The 15628-nt window shown below is 71.0% G+C and carries 12 protein-coding genes; 5 read left to right on the top strand and 7 right to left on the bottom strand.

Annotation, left to right across the window (positions count from 1 at the left end):
• The first annotated feature begins 258 nt into the window (after positions 1–258).
• The 3 genes from ASF53_RS14235 to ASF53_RS14225 are packed head-to-tail and all read left to right on the top strand — an operon-like array spanning position 259 to position 3879.
• Entirely contained in the window at positions 259–1857 is a 1599-nt protein-coding gene (locus tag ASF53_RS14235; protein ID WP_056199398.1) for a peptide ABC transporter substrate-binding protein, read from the top strand.
• 10 nt (positions 1858–1867) lie between these two features.
• Entirely contained in the window at positions 1868–2791 is a 924-nt protein-coding gene (locus ASF53_RS14230) for an ABC transporter permease (protein ID WP_056199394.1), read from the top strand.
• Entirely contained in the window at positions 2788–3879 is a 1092-nt protein-coding gene (locus ASF53_RS14225) for an ABC transporter permease (RefSeq protein ID WP_056199390.1), read from the top strand. Before ASF53_RS14230 ends, ASF53_RS14225 begins: the two co-directional genes overlap by 4 nt.
• A 7-nt stretch (positions 3880–3886) precedes the next feature.
• Here the strand turns inward: ASF53_RS14225 and ASF53_RS14220 are convergent, their stop codons facing one another.
• Entirely contained in the window at positions 3887–4195 is a 309-nt protein-coding gene (locus ASF53_RS14220) for a hypothetical protein (protein ID WP_286134445.1), read from the bottom strand.
• 131 nt (positions 4196–4326) lie between these two features.
• Here ASF53_RS14220 and ASF53_RS14215 point away from each other — a divergent pair, with 131 nt between their 5' ends.
• Positions 4327–5805: an MFS transporter gene (locus tag ASF53_RS14215; protein WP_056199383.1), complete on the top strand. Its 1479-nt coding sequence runs from the start codon at positions 4327–4329 to the stop codon at positions 5803–5805.
• A gap of 273 nt (positions 5806–6078) precedes the next feature.
• On the opposite strand, the gene ASF53_RS14210 is transcribed toward ASF53_RS14215, so the two are convergent.
• From ASF53_RS14210 to ASF53_RS14200, 3 genes are all read right to left on the bottom strand, one after another.
• Complete coding sequence (locus tag ASF53_RS14210; RefSeq protein ID WP_056199380.1) at positions 6079–6651, bottom strand: hypothetical protein; 573 nt, start codon at positions 6649–6651, stop codon at positions 6079–6081.
• A gap of 240 nt (positions 6652–6891) precedes the next feature.
• Positions 6892–7590: a DUF1013 domain-containing protein gene (locus tag ASF53_RS14205; protein ID WP_012255389.1), complete on the bottom strand. Its 699-nt coding sequence runs from the start codon at positions 7588–7590 to the stop codon at positions 6892–6894.
• 231 nt (positions 7591–7821) lie between these two features.
• Entirely contained in the window at positions 7822–8766 is a 945-nt protein-coding gene (locus tag ASF53_RS14200; RefSeq protein ID WP_200943241.1) for a LysR family transcriptional regulator, read from the bottom strand.
• Positions 8767–8962: 196 nt separating this feature from the next.
• Here ASF53_RS14200 and wrbA point away from each other — a divergent pair, with 196 nt between their 5' ends.
• Positions 8963–9562, top strand: a complete 600-nt coding sequence (wrbA, locus tag ASF53_RS14195; RefSeq protein WP_056199377.1) for an NAD(P)H:quinone oxidoreductase — start codon at positions 8963–8965, stop codon at positions 9560–9562.
• A 229-nt stretch (positions 9563–9791) separates the two neighbouring features.
• On the opposite strand, the gene ASF53_RS14190 is transcribed toward wrbA, so the two are convergent.
• The 3 genes from ASF53_RS14190 to ASF53_RS14180 all read right to left on the bottom strand — a co-directional run bounded on the left by ASF53_RS14190 (position 9792) and on the right by ASF53_RS14180 (position 15473).
• Positions 9792–11912, bottom strand: coding sequence for a protein-disulfide reductase DsbD family protein (locus tag ASF53_RS14190; protein ID WP_056199373.1), 2121 nt, complete (start codon positions 11910–11912; stop codon positions 9792–9794).
• Positions 11913–12073: 161 nt separating this feature from the next.
• A complete protein-coding gene (gene mutS, locus ASF53_RS14185; RefSeq protein WP_056199370.1) occupies positions 12074–14824 on the bottom strand; it encodes a DNA mismatch repair protein MutS in 2751 nt (916 codons plus the stop codon).
• Positions 14825–15149: 325 nt separating this feature from the next.
• Complete coding sequence (locus ASF53_RS14180; protein ID WP_056199367.1) at positions 15150–15473, bottom strand: hypothetical protein; 324 nt, start codon at positions 15471–15473, stop codon at positions 15150–15152.
• Positions 15474–15628: the final 155 nt, after the last annotated feature.

Genomic DNA, 15628 nt, shown 5'->3' with positions numbered 1-15628 from the left:
CCCCGCTGGGCGGGGAGAGGCCTGCGGGCACCTTGTCGTGCCTGCGGGAAGCGGAGGCGCAGCCGGAGCGAGGGTGAGGGGGTATCTCCGGATGAGAATCTTCCGGCACCGCCCCCTCACCTTCGGCTGCCGCCTCGCTTCGGCGACGACGGGGTCGCCGAAGCCCTCTCCCCGCGTGCGGGGCGAGGGGATGCGTCGGGCGCCGCCTGTCCATCAGCCGCTCGGCGCCGTGCCATTGCTGGAGGGTCAGGTGAGCCCATGAGCCTCCCCCGGCGCACTCTCCTTCGAAGCGGCGCGGCGCTTGCTGCCGGGCTCGCCCTCCCCGCTCCCGCGCGGGCGGCCTCCCCCGTCTATCGCCGCGGCAACGACGCCGACCCGGAAACACTCGACCCGCACAAGACTTCGACGGTGGCCGAAGCGCATATCCTGCGCGACTTGTTCGAGGGGCTGCTGACCTACGACAACCGCGGCACCATCATCCCCGGCATGGCCGAGCGTTGGACCGTCTCCGACGACCGCCTCACCTACCGCTTCACCCTGCGGCCCGACGGTCGCTGGTCGAACGGCGATGCGGTGACGGCGGAGGATTTCCTGTTCTCGCTGCGCCGTATCCTCGATCCGAAGACGGCGGCGAAATATGCCGAGGTGCTGTTCCCGATCCGGGGGGCGGCCGCCGTCAATGCGGGCGAGCAGCCGCCGGAGACGCTGGGGGTGACGGCCCCCGATCCCCGCACGCTGGAGATCGCGCTCGCCGAGCCGGTGCCCTACCTCCTCGAACTCCTGACGCACCAGACCTCGCTGCCGGTCCACCGCCCGTCGCTGGAGCGCTGGGGCGACGCCTTCGCGCGGCCCGGCAACCTCGTCTCGAACGGCCCCTATGCCCTGGTCGATTGGGTGCCGAACGACCGCATCACCCTGACCAAGAACCCGCACTACCCCGACGCCGCCGTGATCCCGATCGAGCGGGTGGACGTCATCCCAACTCCCGACCTCGCCGCGGCAGTGCGGCGCTATGCGGCCGGCGAGATCGATTCCCTCTCCGACCTGCCCGCCGACCAGATCGCCTCGCTCAAAAGCCGCTTCGGCGCGCAGGTGCAGCTCGGGCCGGGGCTCGGGCTGCTCGCCATCGCCTTCAACCTGCGAAAGAAGCCCTTCGACGATGCGCGGGTGCGCCGCGCCCTCTCGATTGCCATCGACCGGGAGTTTCTGGCCGAGATCGTGTGGGGGCAGACCATGGCCCCGGCCTATTCCTTCTGCCCGCCAGGCCTCGACCACGCCCTGCCGCCCCCGCTCCTGCCGGGGCGCGAGGACGGGCCGATCGACCGCGAGGAGGAGGCGTTGCGGCTGCTGGCGCAGGCCGGCTACGGGCCGGGCAACCCGCTGACGGTCGAGTACCGCTTCAACGTCACCGACAACAACCGCAACACGGCGATCGCGCTCGCCGATGCGTGGCGCGGCATCGGCGTCGTGACCCGCTTCGTCTCCACCGACGCCAAGACCCACTTCGCCTATCTGCGCGACGGCGGCCCCTTCGACCTCGCCCGGATGTCCTGGGTCGCCGACTATTCCGACCCGCAGAACTTCTTGTTTTTGCTCCGCACCGGCAATGACGGGTTCAATCCCGGGCGCTGGTCGAATGCAGCGTTCGACGATCTCCTGACGCGGGCGGCGCAGGAGCGCGACGTGCAGGCCCGCGCGCGGATGCTGTTCGACGCCGAAACCATCGTGCTCGACGAACTGCCCTGGGTGCCGCTGCTGCATTACCGCTCGAAGGCGCTCGTCTCGCCGCGGCTGCACGGGATGCACCCGAACATCCGCAACGTCGCCCCCACCCGCTATCTCCGGCTCGATCCATGATCTCGCTGATATGATCCCGCTGATCCTGCGCCGGATCGCCCAGAGTCTGCCGACCCTGTTCCTCGTGGTGGCGGGCAGCTTCTTCCTGATCCGGCTGGCGCCCGGCGGGCCGTTCGATCTGGAGCGGCCGCTGCCGCCGGCGGCGATGGAGAATCTGCGCCGGGTCTACGGCCTCGACCAGCCGCTGATCGTGCAGTTCGGGCGCTATCTCTTGAGCCTCCTGCGGGGCGATCTCGGCCCCTCCTTCACCTTCCGCGATCTCACCGTCACCGACCTGTTCGCGCGGGGGCTTCCGGTCTCGGTGACGCTCGGTGGCCTCGCCCTCGTCCTCGCGCTGGGCCTCGGCTTGGGGCTGGGCAGTGTCGCCGCGTTCGATCGCGGTGGGGCCGCGGATCGGCTGGTGGGGCTCGCCGCCTCGCTCGGGCTCGCGGTGCCGAACTTCGTCACCGCCCCCCTGCTCCAGATCGTGTTCGGCCTTGGGCTGGCTTGGCTCCCGGTCGGCGGCTGGGCGGACGGCGCGCCGCAAAACCTCGTCCTGCCGGTGCTCACCCTCGCTTTGCCCCACGCGGCCGGCATCGCCCGGCTCACCCGCGCTTCGCTCGGCGAGGTGCTGATCCAGCCGCATATCCGCACGCAGCGCGCCATGGGGTTGTCGCGCGCCCGCATCGCCCGGCACGCGTTGCGCGGGGCGCTGCTCCCCGTGGTCGCGACCCTCGGGCCGCTGGCGGCGGGGCTGATGACCGGCTCGGTGGTGGTCGAGACCATCTTCGGCCTGCCCGGCATCGGCCGCTACTTCGTCGAAGGGGCGCTCAACCGCGATTACACCCTGGTGATGGGCACGGTGATCCTGGTCGCGGTGATGGTGATCGTCTTCAACCTGATCGCCGACCTCATCGCCGCCACCCTCGACCCGCGCGTGAGGCTGTCGGCATGAGCCCGGCGCTCGTTCGCCGCCTCGTCCGCGACCGCCCCGCGCTTGCCGCCCTGGCGAGCCTCGTGCTGATCGCGCTGGCCTGCCTCGTCGGCCCCCAACTCACCGGGCACCCGCCCGAGCGGATCTATCCGGATTTCGTCCGGGTCGCCCCGAGCCTCGCCGCCCATCCGCGGCCCGACGCGGTGCGCCCCGCCCTCACGCGCCTCGCCTTCCGCATGCGGCTGACGCTGGAAGACGTGACGCAGGACGGCGACCGGGTGCGGATGACGCTGACGGCGCCCAAACCCATCGACGCGCGCTCCTTGCGCCTGCTGCCCCGCTCCGGCCTGTTCGGCGAGGCTCAGGTGCGGGAGCGGTCCGCGGATGGGCGCCGGCTCGTGGTCGAGGCGCCGATCCGAACGCTGCATTTCCTCCTCGGCACCGATGCGCTGGGGCGCGACCTCCTCACCCGCTGCCTCGCGGCGGGGCAGGTCTCCCTGCTGATCGGGCTCACCGCGGCGCTCGCCGCCCTGCTGATCGGCGTCGCCTACGGCGCGGTCTCCGGCATGGCCGGGGGCACGGTCGATGCGCTGATGATGCGCCTGCTCGACATCCTCTACGCCCTGCCCTTCGTGTTCTTCGTCATCATGCTGCTGGTGTTCTTCCGCGCCGGCCTGTGGCTGGTGCTGGTGGCGGTGGCCGCGGTCGAGTGGCTCGACATGGCCCGCATCGTCCGCACGCAGACGCTGAGCCTGAAGGACCGCGACTTCATCCGCGCGGCCTCGGCGCTCGGGGCGGGTACGGGTAGGATTCTCGTCCGCCACATCGTGCCGAATACGCTCGGATCGATCATCGCAGCGGCGACCCTGCTGGTGCCGCGGGTGATCCTACTGGAGAGCTTCCTGTCGTTCCTCGGCCTCGGCGTGCAGGAGCCCGACACCTCCTGGGGCGTGCTGATCGCGGAAGGCGCCCGCGCGCTGGAATCCGCGCCGTGGATGCTCGCGGCGCCGGCTTGCTTCCTCGTCGTCACCCTGGTCGCCCTGAACCGGCTCGGCGACGGCCTCGGCGAGGCGCTCGACCCGCGGCTGTCCGCCGCCGAGGCTCGCTGAACCCGCCTCAGCGAGCCTCGGCCGGCAGATAGCCCTGGTAGACGATGCGCACCGTGCGCCGCTCGCCGGGCATCTCCGAGACGGGAATGGCCTTGGAGCCGCGCAAGACGTTGGATCCGCGCAAGACGGGGGCGGGCTCGATCGGGCCGGGCTCCGACGCGACGGGAGCGGGCGGCACCTTGGGGCGCAGCGCCCAGCGCTCGGCCCCGCCGGCGCTCGCCAGCGTGGAGACCGCGAGCACGGCCCCCATGGAGGCCAGCCCGGCGGCGAGCGGCGGAAGCAGGGATCTGACGGAACGGTGCGAGAAAAAAGTCATGGCGGGTGGCCCGGCGAATGGGGACATTCCGCAACCTGAGGCGTTTCCGAACGCCAATATGCCCTGCCCTCGGTCCGCCGCCGGGTGGGACTTGCGAACAGATTTGCCGAGTCAGGGTAAACGGAGGGTCCATGACGAGCCGTGCGGAAGGTCAGGCCGGGGCCGCAGCCCCCGAGCGCGTCGCCACCGGCACTGTCGTCGACACCGACATCGCCGCCCGGCTCGACCGCCTGCCCTTCGGCCGCTTCCACACCCTCGTCATCGTCGCGCTCGGCATCACCTGGGTGCTCGACGGGCTCGAAGTGACCTTGGCCGGCGCCCTCGTCGGGGCCCTGCGCAAGGCGCCGATGTCCTTCACCGAGTTCGATGTCGGCTTGGCGGCGAGTTCCTACCTCGTCGGCGCGGTCGTCGGCGCCGTCGGCTTCGGCTGGCTCACCGACCGGATCGGGCGCAAGAAGCTGTTCTTCATCACCCTGGCCCTCTACCTCATGGCGACGGCGGCCACGGGCCTGTCGTGGAATATCTGGAGCTTCTGCCTGTTCCGCTTCCTCACGGGAGCCGGCATCGGCGGCGAGTACACCGCGATCAACTCGACCATCCAGGAGCTGATCCCGGCCCGCGTGCGCGGCTGGACCGACCTCGTCATCAACGGCTCGTTCTGGATCGGCGCCGCGCTCGGCTCGTTCCTGTCGATCGCGCTCCTGCGCCCCGAATGGATCGACCCGTCCTATGGCTGGCGCATCGCCTTCTTCGTCGGTGGTGGCATCGGCCTCGTCATCCTGCTCCTGCGCACCTGGATCCCCGAGAGCCCGCGCTGGCTCGTCACCCATGGCTATGCGGCGGAAGCCGACCGGGTGGTGACGGGGATCGAGAAGCGCTTCACCGATGACGGCATCACCCTGCCCCCGCCCGACCCGTCGCGCCGCCTCAAGCTCAAGGTCCGCAGCCACACCCCGCTCGCGGAGGTCGCCAACGCCCTGTTCGTCACGAACCGGCGCCAGACCATGGTCGGCCTCGCGCTGATGATCGCCCAGGCCTTCTTCTACAACGCGCTGTTCTTCACCTACGCGCTGGTGCTCGAGCGCTTCTACAACGTGCCCGGCGGCGATGTCGGCTGGTATCTCCTGCCCTTCGCGCTCGGCTCCTTCCTCGGTCCGCTGCTGCTCGGCCGGCTGTTCGACACGGTGGGCCGGCGCCCGATGATCGCGTTCACCTACGGCATCTCGGCGGTGCTGCTCGTCGTGGTCGGCCTTGTCTTCCGCGCCGACATGCTCGGCCCCTGGGGTCAGACGGCGGCCTGGATGGGCGTGTTCTTCTTCGCCTCCGCCGCGGCGAGCTCCGCCTACCTCACGGTGGCCGAGACCTTCCCGCTGGAGATCCGGGCACTGGCGATCGCCGCCTTCTACGCCATCGGCACCGGCATCGGCGGCGTCTCGGGGCCGCTCCTGTTCGGCGCCCTTGTGGAGACGGGTTCGCGCGACCTCGTGCTGGTCGGCTACTTCATCGGTGCGTTCCTGATGGCGGTGGCCGCCATCGTCGGCTGGATCTGGGGCACGGCGGCCGAGGGCAAGTCCCTAGAGGACGTGTCGAAGCCGCTGGCTTCGGCCTGAGGGGATAAAGGCGGTCGATCCCGCTTGCTGCGCATCCCCTCTCCCCGCACGCGGGGAGAGGGCTTCATGCCCCCTCGTTGGGGCATGAAGCGAGGCGGCAGCCGAAGGTGAGGGGGCTTGGCCGGAGAAGCCTCATCCTGAGCCGCCCCCCCGCTCCGGCTGCGCCTCCGCTTCCTGTCCGCACGACAAGGTGCCGACAGGCCTCTCCCCGCCTGTGGGGAGAGGGGGAGCGCGGCGGTTTATGAGCCGATCGACGTCAATCGCAAAAGAATCTCACGTCGGCCCGGAGCGCGACGTCGAACCTTTTGGCCGCAGCCAGATCGCCGAGGCCACCGCCAGCGCATCGAGCGGGAGGGTCACGGCGCCCTGGCGCTTGCCCCACAATTCCAGCCCGCCGAAGCCGACGCGGCGGATCTCCAGCCAGGCCCCGAACGGGAACACCGTCTGATTGCCCTCGCCGGGGCCGAAGCACTCCTCGAAGGCCAACGGATCGACCATGATCGCGTCGTACTTGGCGAGGTGGCTGGCGATCGCGACCTTCGAGCGGAACGGACCGCGGTCGCGGCGAAACGAGGCGAAGCAGGGTTCGAACTCGGTGAGCGTCACCCACAGCTTGCCGCCGATGCGCAGGTAGGGCGGGTTCGCCCCCTCGGCGCCGAAATTCTCCGGCCCCCAGCCCGCTTCGCTCATCAGGGATTCGGCGAGCGTCACCGGCTCGGCCGTTGGAGCCGCGGGCGGCCGCTCCTCCATGACCGAAGGGTCGGCGGTCACGCCGGCCTCGATCAAGCCGCCAGGGTTCGAGCCACTCGGGTGAGAGCCGCTCTCGGTCACGCCACCGTGGATCATGCCACGTCCTCGCGCCTGCCGCCGCTCCGTGGGAGCGACCGGCTGGCATTATTCCGCATCTGGCGCGAGCGGGCGAGAAGTTTCTTTCACGGATGGCCCTGCGCGCGTGACGCAGGCGCCTAGAGCAACGCCCTGGATACCTGATCCAGGACGGTGCTCTAGATTCTTGCTTTTGCATCGACTTTTCCGAAAGCCGGCAACCACCTTTCGGGACGATGCTCTAACCGTCGAGCGAAACGATTACGCCTCGTCGTCGTCCTCGTCGATGCGGCTCATGCCCTTGAGCTTGGCGAAGACCGCATCGGCGTTGAGATCCTCTTCCTCTTCCTCCCGCTCGGCGGCGGCCGGGGCGGTCGAAACCTCGGTCGGCAGCAGCTTAGCGCCGCCATCGGTCGGCAGCACGGCGGGGCGGTCCTTGGCGGCGCGCTGCACCTCGAAGTCGAGGTCGATCTGCGAGCACAGGCCGAGCGTCACCGGGTCCATCGGCTGGAGCGAGGCCGAGTTCCAGTGGGTCCGCTCGCGGATCTGCTGGATCGTCGCCTTGGTGGTGCCCACCAGCCGGATGACCTGCGCGTCCTTCAGCTCCGGGTGGTTACGGATCAGCCAGAGAATCGCGTTCGGCCGATCCTGGCGGCGCGACAGGGGCGTGTAGCGCGGGCCCTTGGTGGTGCGCTTGACCTCGGGCAGCTTCACCTTCGAGACCGCGACCTTGAGCCGGTAATGGGGCGCCTTCTGTGCCTTCTCGATCTCGTCGCGGGTGAGCTGGCCGGTGGTGATCGGGTCGAGGCCCTTGATGCCGGCGGCGACTTCACCGTCGGCGATGCCCTTCACCTCGAGCGGGTGCAGCTTGCAGAAATCGGCGATCTGCTCGAAGGCGAGCGAGGTGTTCTCGACGAGCCACACGGCGGTCGCCTTGGGCATCAGCGGACCTTGGGACATCGGACAAAGCTCCAGACGGTCAGAGTGCGCGGCAGGGAAACGGGCGGGATGCCGGAATGGCTTCCCCGCGGCCTCCGGCCTGGTCAGGCTCGAAGGATCCCATGTCGCGATGAATGAGGGGATCGCCTCTTATACAGGCGGGACCGGCCGTTGCGCAATTGCGTTGAGCGCCCTCGCGCGACACCGCGTCGGGGCTCCGCGACGCGACGGGCGCCGCGCGGAGCGGGCTTTTCAGGACTGCGTTCCTGGCACAGCTTCGCGCCGAGCGGACGCCCGGCTGCTTGGATCCTCCCCCTGGCGCCCTTCCAGGGCCGGGCGCAGCGGCCCGACCTCGCCGGCGACATGGTCCATGAAGGCCCGCACCCGCGCCGCGTGGCGCAGGTCCGGATGGGTCAGGAGCCAGAGCGAACCGGCCAGCTCCGGCTCCGGTCCGGAGAGACGGCGCAGGGCGGCGAGCCGGTCGCCTCGGTAGCAGGGCAGCGGCCCGATGCCGACGCCCTCGACGATCGCCTCGCACAGACCCTGTACCGTGTTGAGGCGTAGCGCGATCCGCTCCGGCCCGGCGCGGGCGGCGACGAAGCGCGCGAAGAGCCCGCCGGCCACTGCCTCGCTCGGGCTGACCCAATCGGCCTCGCCGCTATCCACGCCGCCGTCTCCCTCTTGGCGCGCCAGCCCGTAGATCGCCCAGGCAATGGTGGTGAGCCGGCGCCCGACGAGATTCGGCGGCGGGTCGTGGGTGGCGCGCAACGCCACGTCCGCATCGCGGCGGGACAAATTCAGCGCCTCCTCGGAGGTCACGAGTTCGATCTGGACCTTGGGATAGCGCGCCCGGAACCGGCCGAGCATCGGCATCAGGAGATCGGTGACCAGGGTCGCGGCGGCGGTGACGCGCAGGAGCCCCGAGGGCGTATGCGCCCGGTCGGCCACCTCCCGGTCGAAGCGGGCGACCTCCTCCTCCATCCGCGCGGCGGCGGCGGCCATCGCCTCGCCCGCCGGCGTCGCCACGTAGCCGGAGCGGTGGCGCTCGAACAGGCGCGCGCCGAGTTCCGCCTCGACCGCCGCGAGCCGGCGGAAGGCGGTGGAGGGGTTGATGCCGAGATGCGACGCGGCCGGGGCCAGCGCGCCGCGTTCGGCGATGGCCTGCACGAGGCGGAATTCGTCCCAGGCCACCGGCACCGCGCCCTCCCCTCATCCGTTGCTTGCAGTTCTGCAAGGATGGTCTTGCATATCAGGGCATTTCTGCAAACGGCGCGAACCTTCATAGGAGTGGCGCATTCGACGCTCGGGCCGATTCGAGCGCATCGCCTCCGCCCCAGGGCGGACGCCCCTTCCGGGGCGAGGCGCCGGGCCCGCGAACAGGAGATGGACGACGATGGCAAAGGTTCTGGTGCTCTACTACTCGTCGTGGGGCCATGTGGAGAAGATGGCCAAGGCGGTGGCCGAGGGCGCCCGCGAGGCCGGGGCCGAGGTCGCGCTCAAGCGCGTGCCGGAACTGGTGCCGGAAGAGGTGGCCAAGCAGTTCCACTACAAGCTCGATCAAGATGCGCCGATCGCCACCGTCGAGGAACTGGCCGATTACGACGCGATCATCTTCGGCACGCCGACCCGCTACGGCAACATGGCCTCGCAGATGAAGCAGTTCATCGACCAGACCGGCGGCCTGTGGGCCAAGGGCGCGCTGGTCGGCAAGGTCGGCTCGGCCTTCACCTCGACCGCCTCGCAGCACGGTGGCCAGGAGACCACGCTGACGAGCTTCCACACGGTGCTGTTCCACCACGGCATGGTGGTGGTGGGCCTGCCCTACAGCTTTCCCGGCCAGAACGGCGTCGAGCAGGTGAAGGGCAATTCCCCCTACGGCGCCACCACGATCGCCGACGGCGATGGCTCGCGCCAGCCCTCCGAGGTCGAACTCGACGGCGCCCGCTTCCAGGGCCGCCACGTGGCCGGCATTGCGGCCAAGCTCGCGGGCTGACGTGGGTTTTCTCCTCTCCCCGCGTGCGGGGAGAGGCTCGCAGGCACCCCGTCGTGCCTGCGGGAAGCGGAGGCGAAGCCGCAGCGAGGGTGAGGGGGTGGCACAGGATGAGGCTTCTCCGGCCAAGCCCCCTCACCCCCGGCTGCCGCCTTGTCGCGCCGACGGCAAGGTCGTCGCGACCCTCTCCCCGCGTGCAGGGAGAGGGAATGAACGGGACCGGTCGGGAGCCCTACTGAGCCGCCGCGACGTCCTTCTGCCCGATGGCCGCCAGCACGATCCCCTCGGTGAGGATCTGCGGCAGCACCTGCGCGGCGCCCTGGCCGTGATAGACGAGGTAGAGCGGCACGCCGCTGCGGCCGTGGCGCTCAAGCAGGCGGGTGATCTCCGGGTTCTGGTTGGTCCAATCGCCCTTCAGGTACACGACTTGGCCCGCCCGGAACGCCGCCTGCACGCCCTCGCGGGCCAGCACCGTGCGCTCGTTCACTTGGCAGGTGATGCACCACGCCGCCGTCATATCCACGAACACCGTGCGGCCCTCGCTCCTCAGCGCGTCGAGGCGGGCCTGCGTGAACGCCTCCTCGCCCTGCGCCAGGGCGGTGCGCGCCGTGGCGCGGTCGCCGTCGAGGATGGCGACGAGGCCGAAAGCCGCCGCGAGCGCCGCGAGCGCCGCCACCCGGCCGAAGCCGGTGCCGAGCCGGCCCGCCCCGCGCGCCCGCTCCCAGGCCCAGGCCGCGAGCGCCACGAGCACGAGACCGGTCAGCCCCGCGAGCAGCCCGTTGGGCCCGACCTGCTGCGCCAGCACCCAGACCAGCCACGCCACCGTGGCGTAGACGGGAAAGGCGAGCGCGCCCTTCAGCACGTCCATCCAGGCGCCCGGCCGCGGCAGCAGGCGCAGCGCCTGCGGAACCAGCGTCAGCCCGAGGAACGGCAGGGCGAGCCCGAGGCCGAGGCTCGCGAACACGGTGAGCGCGGCGAGCGGCGACTGCGTCAGCGCAAAGCCCACCGCCGCACCCATGAACGGCGCGGTGCAGGGTGTCGCGACGAGCGTCGCCAGCACGCCGGTGAAGAACGAGCCCTGGTAGCCCGCCCGCCGGGTCAGGCCGTCGCCGAGCCCGACGATGCCGCCGCCGAGATGCACCGCGCCCGACAGGCTCAGGCCCATGGCGAACAAGCCGTAGGCGAGAAGCGCCACCACCACCGGCGATTGGAGCTGGAAGCCCCAGCCGATCCCGGCGCCGCCGGCCTTCAGCGCGATCAGGAGCCCGGCGAGGCCGAGGAAGCTCGCGAGTACGCCCGCCGTGTAGGCGAGCCCGTGCAGCCGCACGCGGGTGGCGGATTCGCCCGCCTGCCGCACGAGGCTCAAGACCTTGATCGAGAGGACGGGGAAGACGCAGGGCATCAGGTTGAGCAGGAGCCCGCCGATGAGCGCCAGTCCGGCGGCGCTCCACAGCGTCAGGCTCTCCTCCTCCGGTGCGGGCGGCGCCTCGGGCGCGGCCGGAACGGCGGCCGCGGTCGTCGGTGCGGGGGTGGGTTCGGGCCCGAGCGCGTAGGCTCGGCGCGCGCCGTCCTCGGTGAGGGCGAGCACGCCGGCGAGTGCTTCGGGTGCCGCCTTCGCATCGCCCGGCGTCAGGGTGAGGCGCAGGCCGGTGGCATCGACGGCGAGATCCTGCGGCGCGGCGTTGTCGAGGGCGCCCTCGGCATAGGGGAAGAAGGCGGCACCGGTCACGCCCGCGAGGTCCGTTCGGTCGAGATGCAGCACCAGCCGATCCCCCTCGCGGCTGGTGCGGACGGGGCCGGGCGCGGCCTCGGGCAGGGCGGCGCGGGCACGGGCGAACAGAGCGGCCTGCCCCGAGGCCGGCTCCGCGGCGGCCGCCACCGGCAGGTCGAGGCTCAGCTCCGTCGAGCCCGGAATGCAGATTTCCTCGCAGACGAGGTAGGAGAGCGTGCCGGCGAGCGGCACCGTCTCGCCGGGTTTGGCGCTCTCGGGCACGGCGAGCGGCACCAGCAGAGTGACGGTGCCCTCGTAGCCGAAATTCATCAGGGTCTGGACCGGGATGCGCTCCGGCACCGGCCATTGCACCGGGCCGACCGTGAAGCCCTCGGGCAGGCGCCACGCTATCTCCGGCGGCAGGCCGGAATCGCCGGGATTGCGCCAGTAGACGTGCCAGCCCGGCTTCATCGCCATGTGCAGGCCGAGCGTCACCGTGCGGCCGGGCACCAGCGCCTCGCTCTCGGCGACGAGGCGCGCGCGCACGAGATCCTTGGCCTTCACCGCCGTCATCGCCCCCTGCGCGCCGGCAAGGCCGGGGGCGGCAAGCGTCAGGAGGAGGGCGAGGACAAGACGAAGCATCGATCTGTTTCCGAGCGGCCCGGTGCCCTCCGCAAGCTCGCGACTGCGAAGGGGAGATACCGGTTGAGCCGGAGCGGGCCGGCTGGCATCAGCGCGGCTTTATAGCAGATCGTCTCCGCCCCGTGAGCCGCACGGCTCCGCGGCCTCGGATCGCGGCACTTTTACCCGACCGCCCGCTCCTTCTTCAGCCGGTAGAGCGCGTCGAGGGCCTCGCGCGGGGTCAGCGCATCGGGGTCGAGGCTGTCGATCAATCGGCCGAGCCGGTCGTCCGGCTCAGATTTCACCGGTTCCGGCGGCGGAGGCGGCGCGGCAGCGAGGCTGGCAAAGAGCGGCAGGTCGTCGATCCGGCGGCGGGCGGGGCGCTCGCGCTCGGAAGTTTCGAGCCCTTTCAAGATCGCGCCGGCCCGCGCCACCACGCTCGGCGGCAGGCCGGCGAGGCGGGCGACCTGCAAGCCGTAGGAGCGCTCGGCCACCCCCGGCACCACCTCGTGCAGGAACACCACGTCGCCGCGATCCTCGGCCACCTTCAGGGTCGCGTTGTCGAGGCGCGGCAGGCGCTGGCTCAGCGCCGTCAGCTCGTGGAAGTGGGTCGCGAACAGCGCCCGGCAGCCGTTCTTCTCGTGCAGATGCTCCAGGCAGGCCCAGGCGATGGAGAGGCCGTCGAAGGTCGCGGTGCCCCGCCCGATCTCGTCGAGCACCACCAGGGAGCGGCGGGTCGCCTGATTCAGGATCGCGGCGGTCTCGACCATCTCGACCATGAAGGTCGAATGGCCGCGGGCGAGGTCGTCGGCCGCGCCGACGCGGGAGAACAGCCGGTCCACCACGCCGAGCCGGGCGGAGGCCGCCGGCACGAAGGCGCCCATCTGCGCCAGCACGGCGATCAGCGCGTTCTGGCGCAGGAAGGTCGATTTACCGCCCATATTCGGGCCGGTGACGAGGCGGATGCGCCCGGCCTCGTCGCCCGAGAGGTCGCATTGGTTGGCGATGAAGGCCTCGCCCGCCTTGGTCAGCGCCGCCTCCACGACGGGATGGCGCCCGCCCTCGATCGCGAAGGCGAGGCTGTCGTCGATGACCGGCCGGGTCCAGGCGAGTTCGACCGCGAGTTCGGCGTGGCTCGCCGCCACGTCGAGGCCGGAGAGCGCTTCGGCGATATCGGCGATCGCCTCCGCCCCTTCGCTCACCCGCGCGCTCAGGGCGTCGAACACCGCAGATTCGAGCGCCAGCACCCGGTCGGAGGCGCCTGCGATCTTCGATTCCAGCTCGCCGAGTTCGACGCTGGTGAAGCGCATCGCATCGACCATGGTCTGGCGATGCACGAAGTCCTGCATCAGGCCCTTGAGGCAGGCTTCGCCCACCGCCTGCGGCACCTCGATGTAATAGCCGAGCACGTTGTTGTGCTTGATCCGCAGCGTCCGGCAGCCGCTCGCCTCGGCGTAGCGCGCCTGGAGCGCGGCGATGACTTTTCGCGAATCCTGGCCGAGCAGCCGGGCCTCGTCGATCTCGGCGTGGTAGCCCGCGCGCACGAAATTGCCGTCGCGGCGGTTGAGCGGCAGGTCGTCGGCGAGCGCCTGGGCCAATTCCTCGGCCAGCGCCCGGTCGGCCTTGTCGAGGCGCCGGGCGAGGCGGACGAGCCCGTCCGGCAGATTTTCTTGCCCGCGCAGCTGCTCAGCGATCGTCGCGGCGGCGTTGAGCCCGTCGCGCAGGGCGGCGAGATCGCGCGGACCGGCTCGGTTCAGGCCGATGCGCGACAGCGCGCGGGCGATGTCGGGGGCGGCGTGCAGCGCGTCGCGCAGATGCGCCCGCAGCGCTCCGTCATCGGCCAGGAACGCGACGGCATCGTGCCGCCGGGCGATCTTGGTCAGGTCGGTGAGCGGGCCGGCGAGATGCTCGGCGAGCAGCCGGGCGCCGCCGGCCGAGACCGTGCGGTCGATGGCGTCGAGCAGGCTGCCCTTGCGCTCGCCCGAGAGGGTGCGGGTCAGTTCGAGGTTGGCGCGGGTGGCCGCGTCGATGGCGAGGGTCGCACCCGTCGCCTCGCGGCTCGGCGCGGAGAGCGGCACGCGGGTGCCGAGTTGGGTGCGCTCGAGATAGAGCAGAGCCGCCCCGGCCGCGGCGATCTCTGCCCGGCTGAAAGTCCCGAACCCGTCGAGGGTTTTGACGCCGAACTGCTCGCGGATGCGCCGCTCGGCCGAGGCCGGTTCCAGTTCGCCCTGGGCCAGCGGCACCACCGCCGCCTTGGCCTCGCGCCACAGCTTGGCGAGCGCCGGATCGGCGTGGATCACCTCCGAGAGCACGATTTCCCGCGGCTCGTGCCGGGCGATGGCGGCGGCGAGTTCCGAGCCCTCCACCTCGCTCAAGGCGAAGCGGCCGGTGGAGATGTCCAGCGCGGCGAGGCCGTAGGCCTCGCTCGTCTCGGAGACCTTGCGCCGGCCGATGGCGAGCAGCAGGTTGGCCCGTGTCGGATCGAGCAGGCGGTCCTCGGTCAGCGTGCCCGGCGTGACGAGGCGGATCACCTCGCGCCGCACCACCGATTTCGGACCCCGCTTCTTGGCTTCCGCCGCGTCCTCGGTCTGCTGGCAGACGGCGACGCGGTGGCCCAGCGCGATCAGCCGATGCAGGTAGTCATCGGCCCGTTCCAGGGGCACGCCGCACATCGGGATGTCGGCGCCGCCATGCTTGCCGCGCTTGGTCAGGACGATGCCGAGGGCGCGCGAGGCGATCTCCGCATCCTCGAAGAACAGCTCGTAGAAGTCGCCCATCCGGTAGAACAGCAGGCAGTCCGGATTGGCCGCCTTGATCTCGATGTACTGCGCCATCATCGGCGTGGCGCCGGGGATGTCGAGGGGCGAGGAAGTCACCGTATCCGCCGCCTGGGCACGCCGTTCGAGGGGTTGGGAACGCTGGGGTCTGGACATGGAGTGGAGGCTAGCAGCCCCGCTCCGGCCCGGCACCGCCGGGCAACCGTGAAGACCGTGGACAAGTGGGCGCTCTCCCCAGCCGTCGCAAGCGACGGTGGTGCCAAGTCCATCGCTTGAAGGCGATGACCCTGGTTTCTTGCTGGCCTCAATCGCCGGCGCCCGCCTCCGCGGGCTTATGCTTCCGCTTCGCTCGATGCGTTCCGGGGCTCACGCCCCCGAACGCCCGCTCCGCGCGGCGCTCTTCGCGCCGCGAAAACGGAAAAGGCCCGCCCGGCGTCATGCCGGACGGGCCCCATTCCATTCCGCGGTGAGGCCGAAGCGCTCAGTAGCGCGGGCCGCCGGTCGTGTTGCCGAGCTGCTGCTGGTAGCCGGGCCGCGACGGGTTGTGGGCGTTCGGGTTGCCGTGGTTGTGGGTGTTGATCCGGCGGTGATGGCGCTGGGCCTTGGTCGAGTGGTGATGGCCGAGGACGCTCCGGTGGGAGCGGTGCCAGTGGCGGTGGTGCCGGGAATGGTCGCGAACGGCCTCGACCGTCTGGCCGGCGATCAGGCCGGGGGGCGGCATGGCGGGCGCGGCGGAGGCCGACACCACTCCCAGACCGAGGCTGCCGAGCAGCGCGCCGGCTGCGAGTGTCAGGGCTATGCGCATCGTCGTCTCTCCGTCGCGTGCATGGACCGCACGCTGAGCGCACAAGTCGTAGTTCACGGGTCCGTTCCGGAAAAATCCCAGGATATGTTAACAAATTTTCGTGGGCGTCCCGGAAGGCACTGAGCGGCGCCGATGGTTGCGCCCCGGCCCGAACC

The sequence above is a fragment of the Methylobacterium sp. Leaf123 genome (assembly GCF_001423405.1).
Taxonomy (GTDB): domain Bacteria; phylum Pseudomonadota; class Alphaproteobacteria; order Rhizobiales; family Beijerinckiaceae; genus Methylobacterium.
Note: the sequence above shows the minus strand (reverse complement) of the source record. Positions and strands in the feature narration are given on the sequence as shown.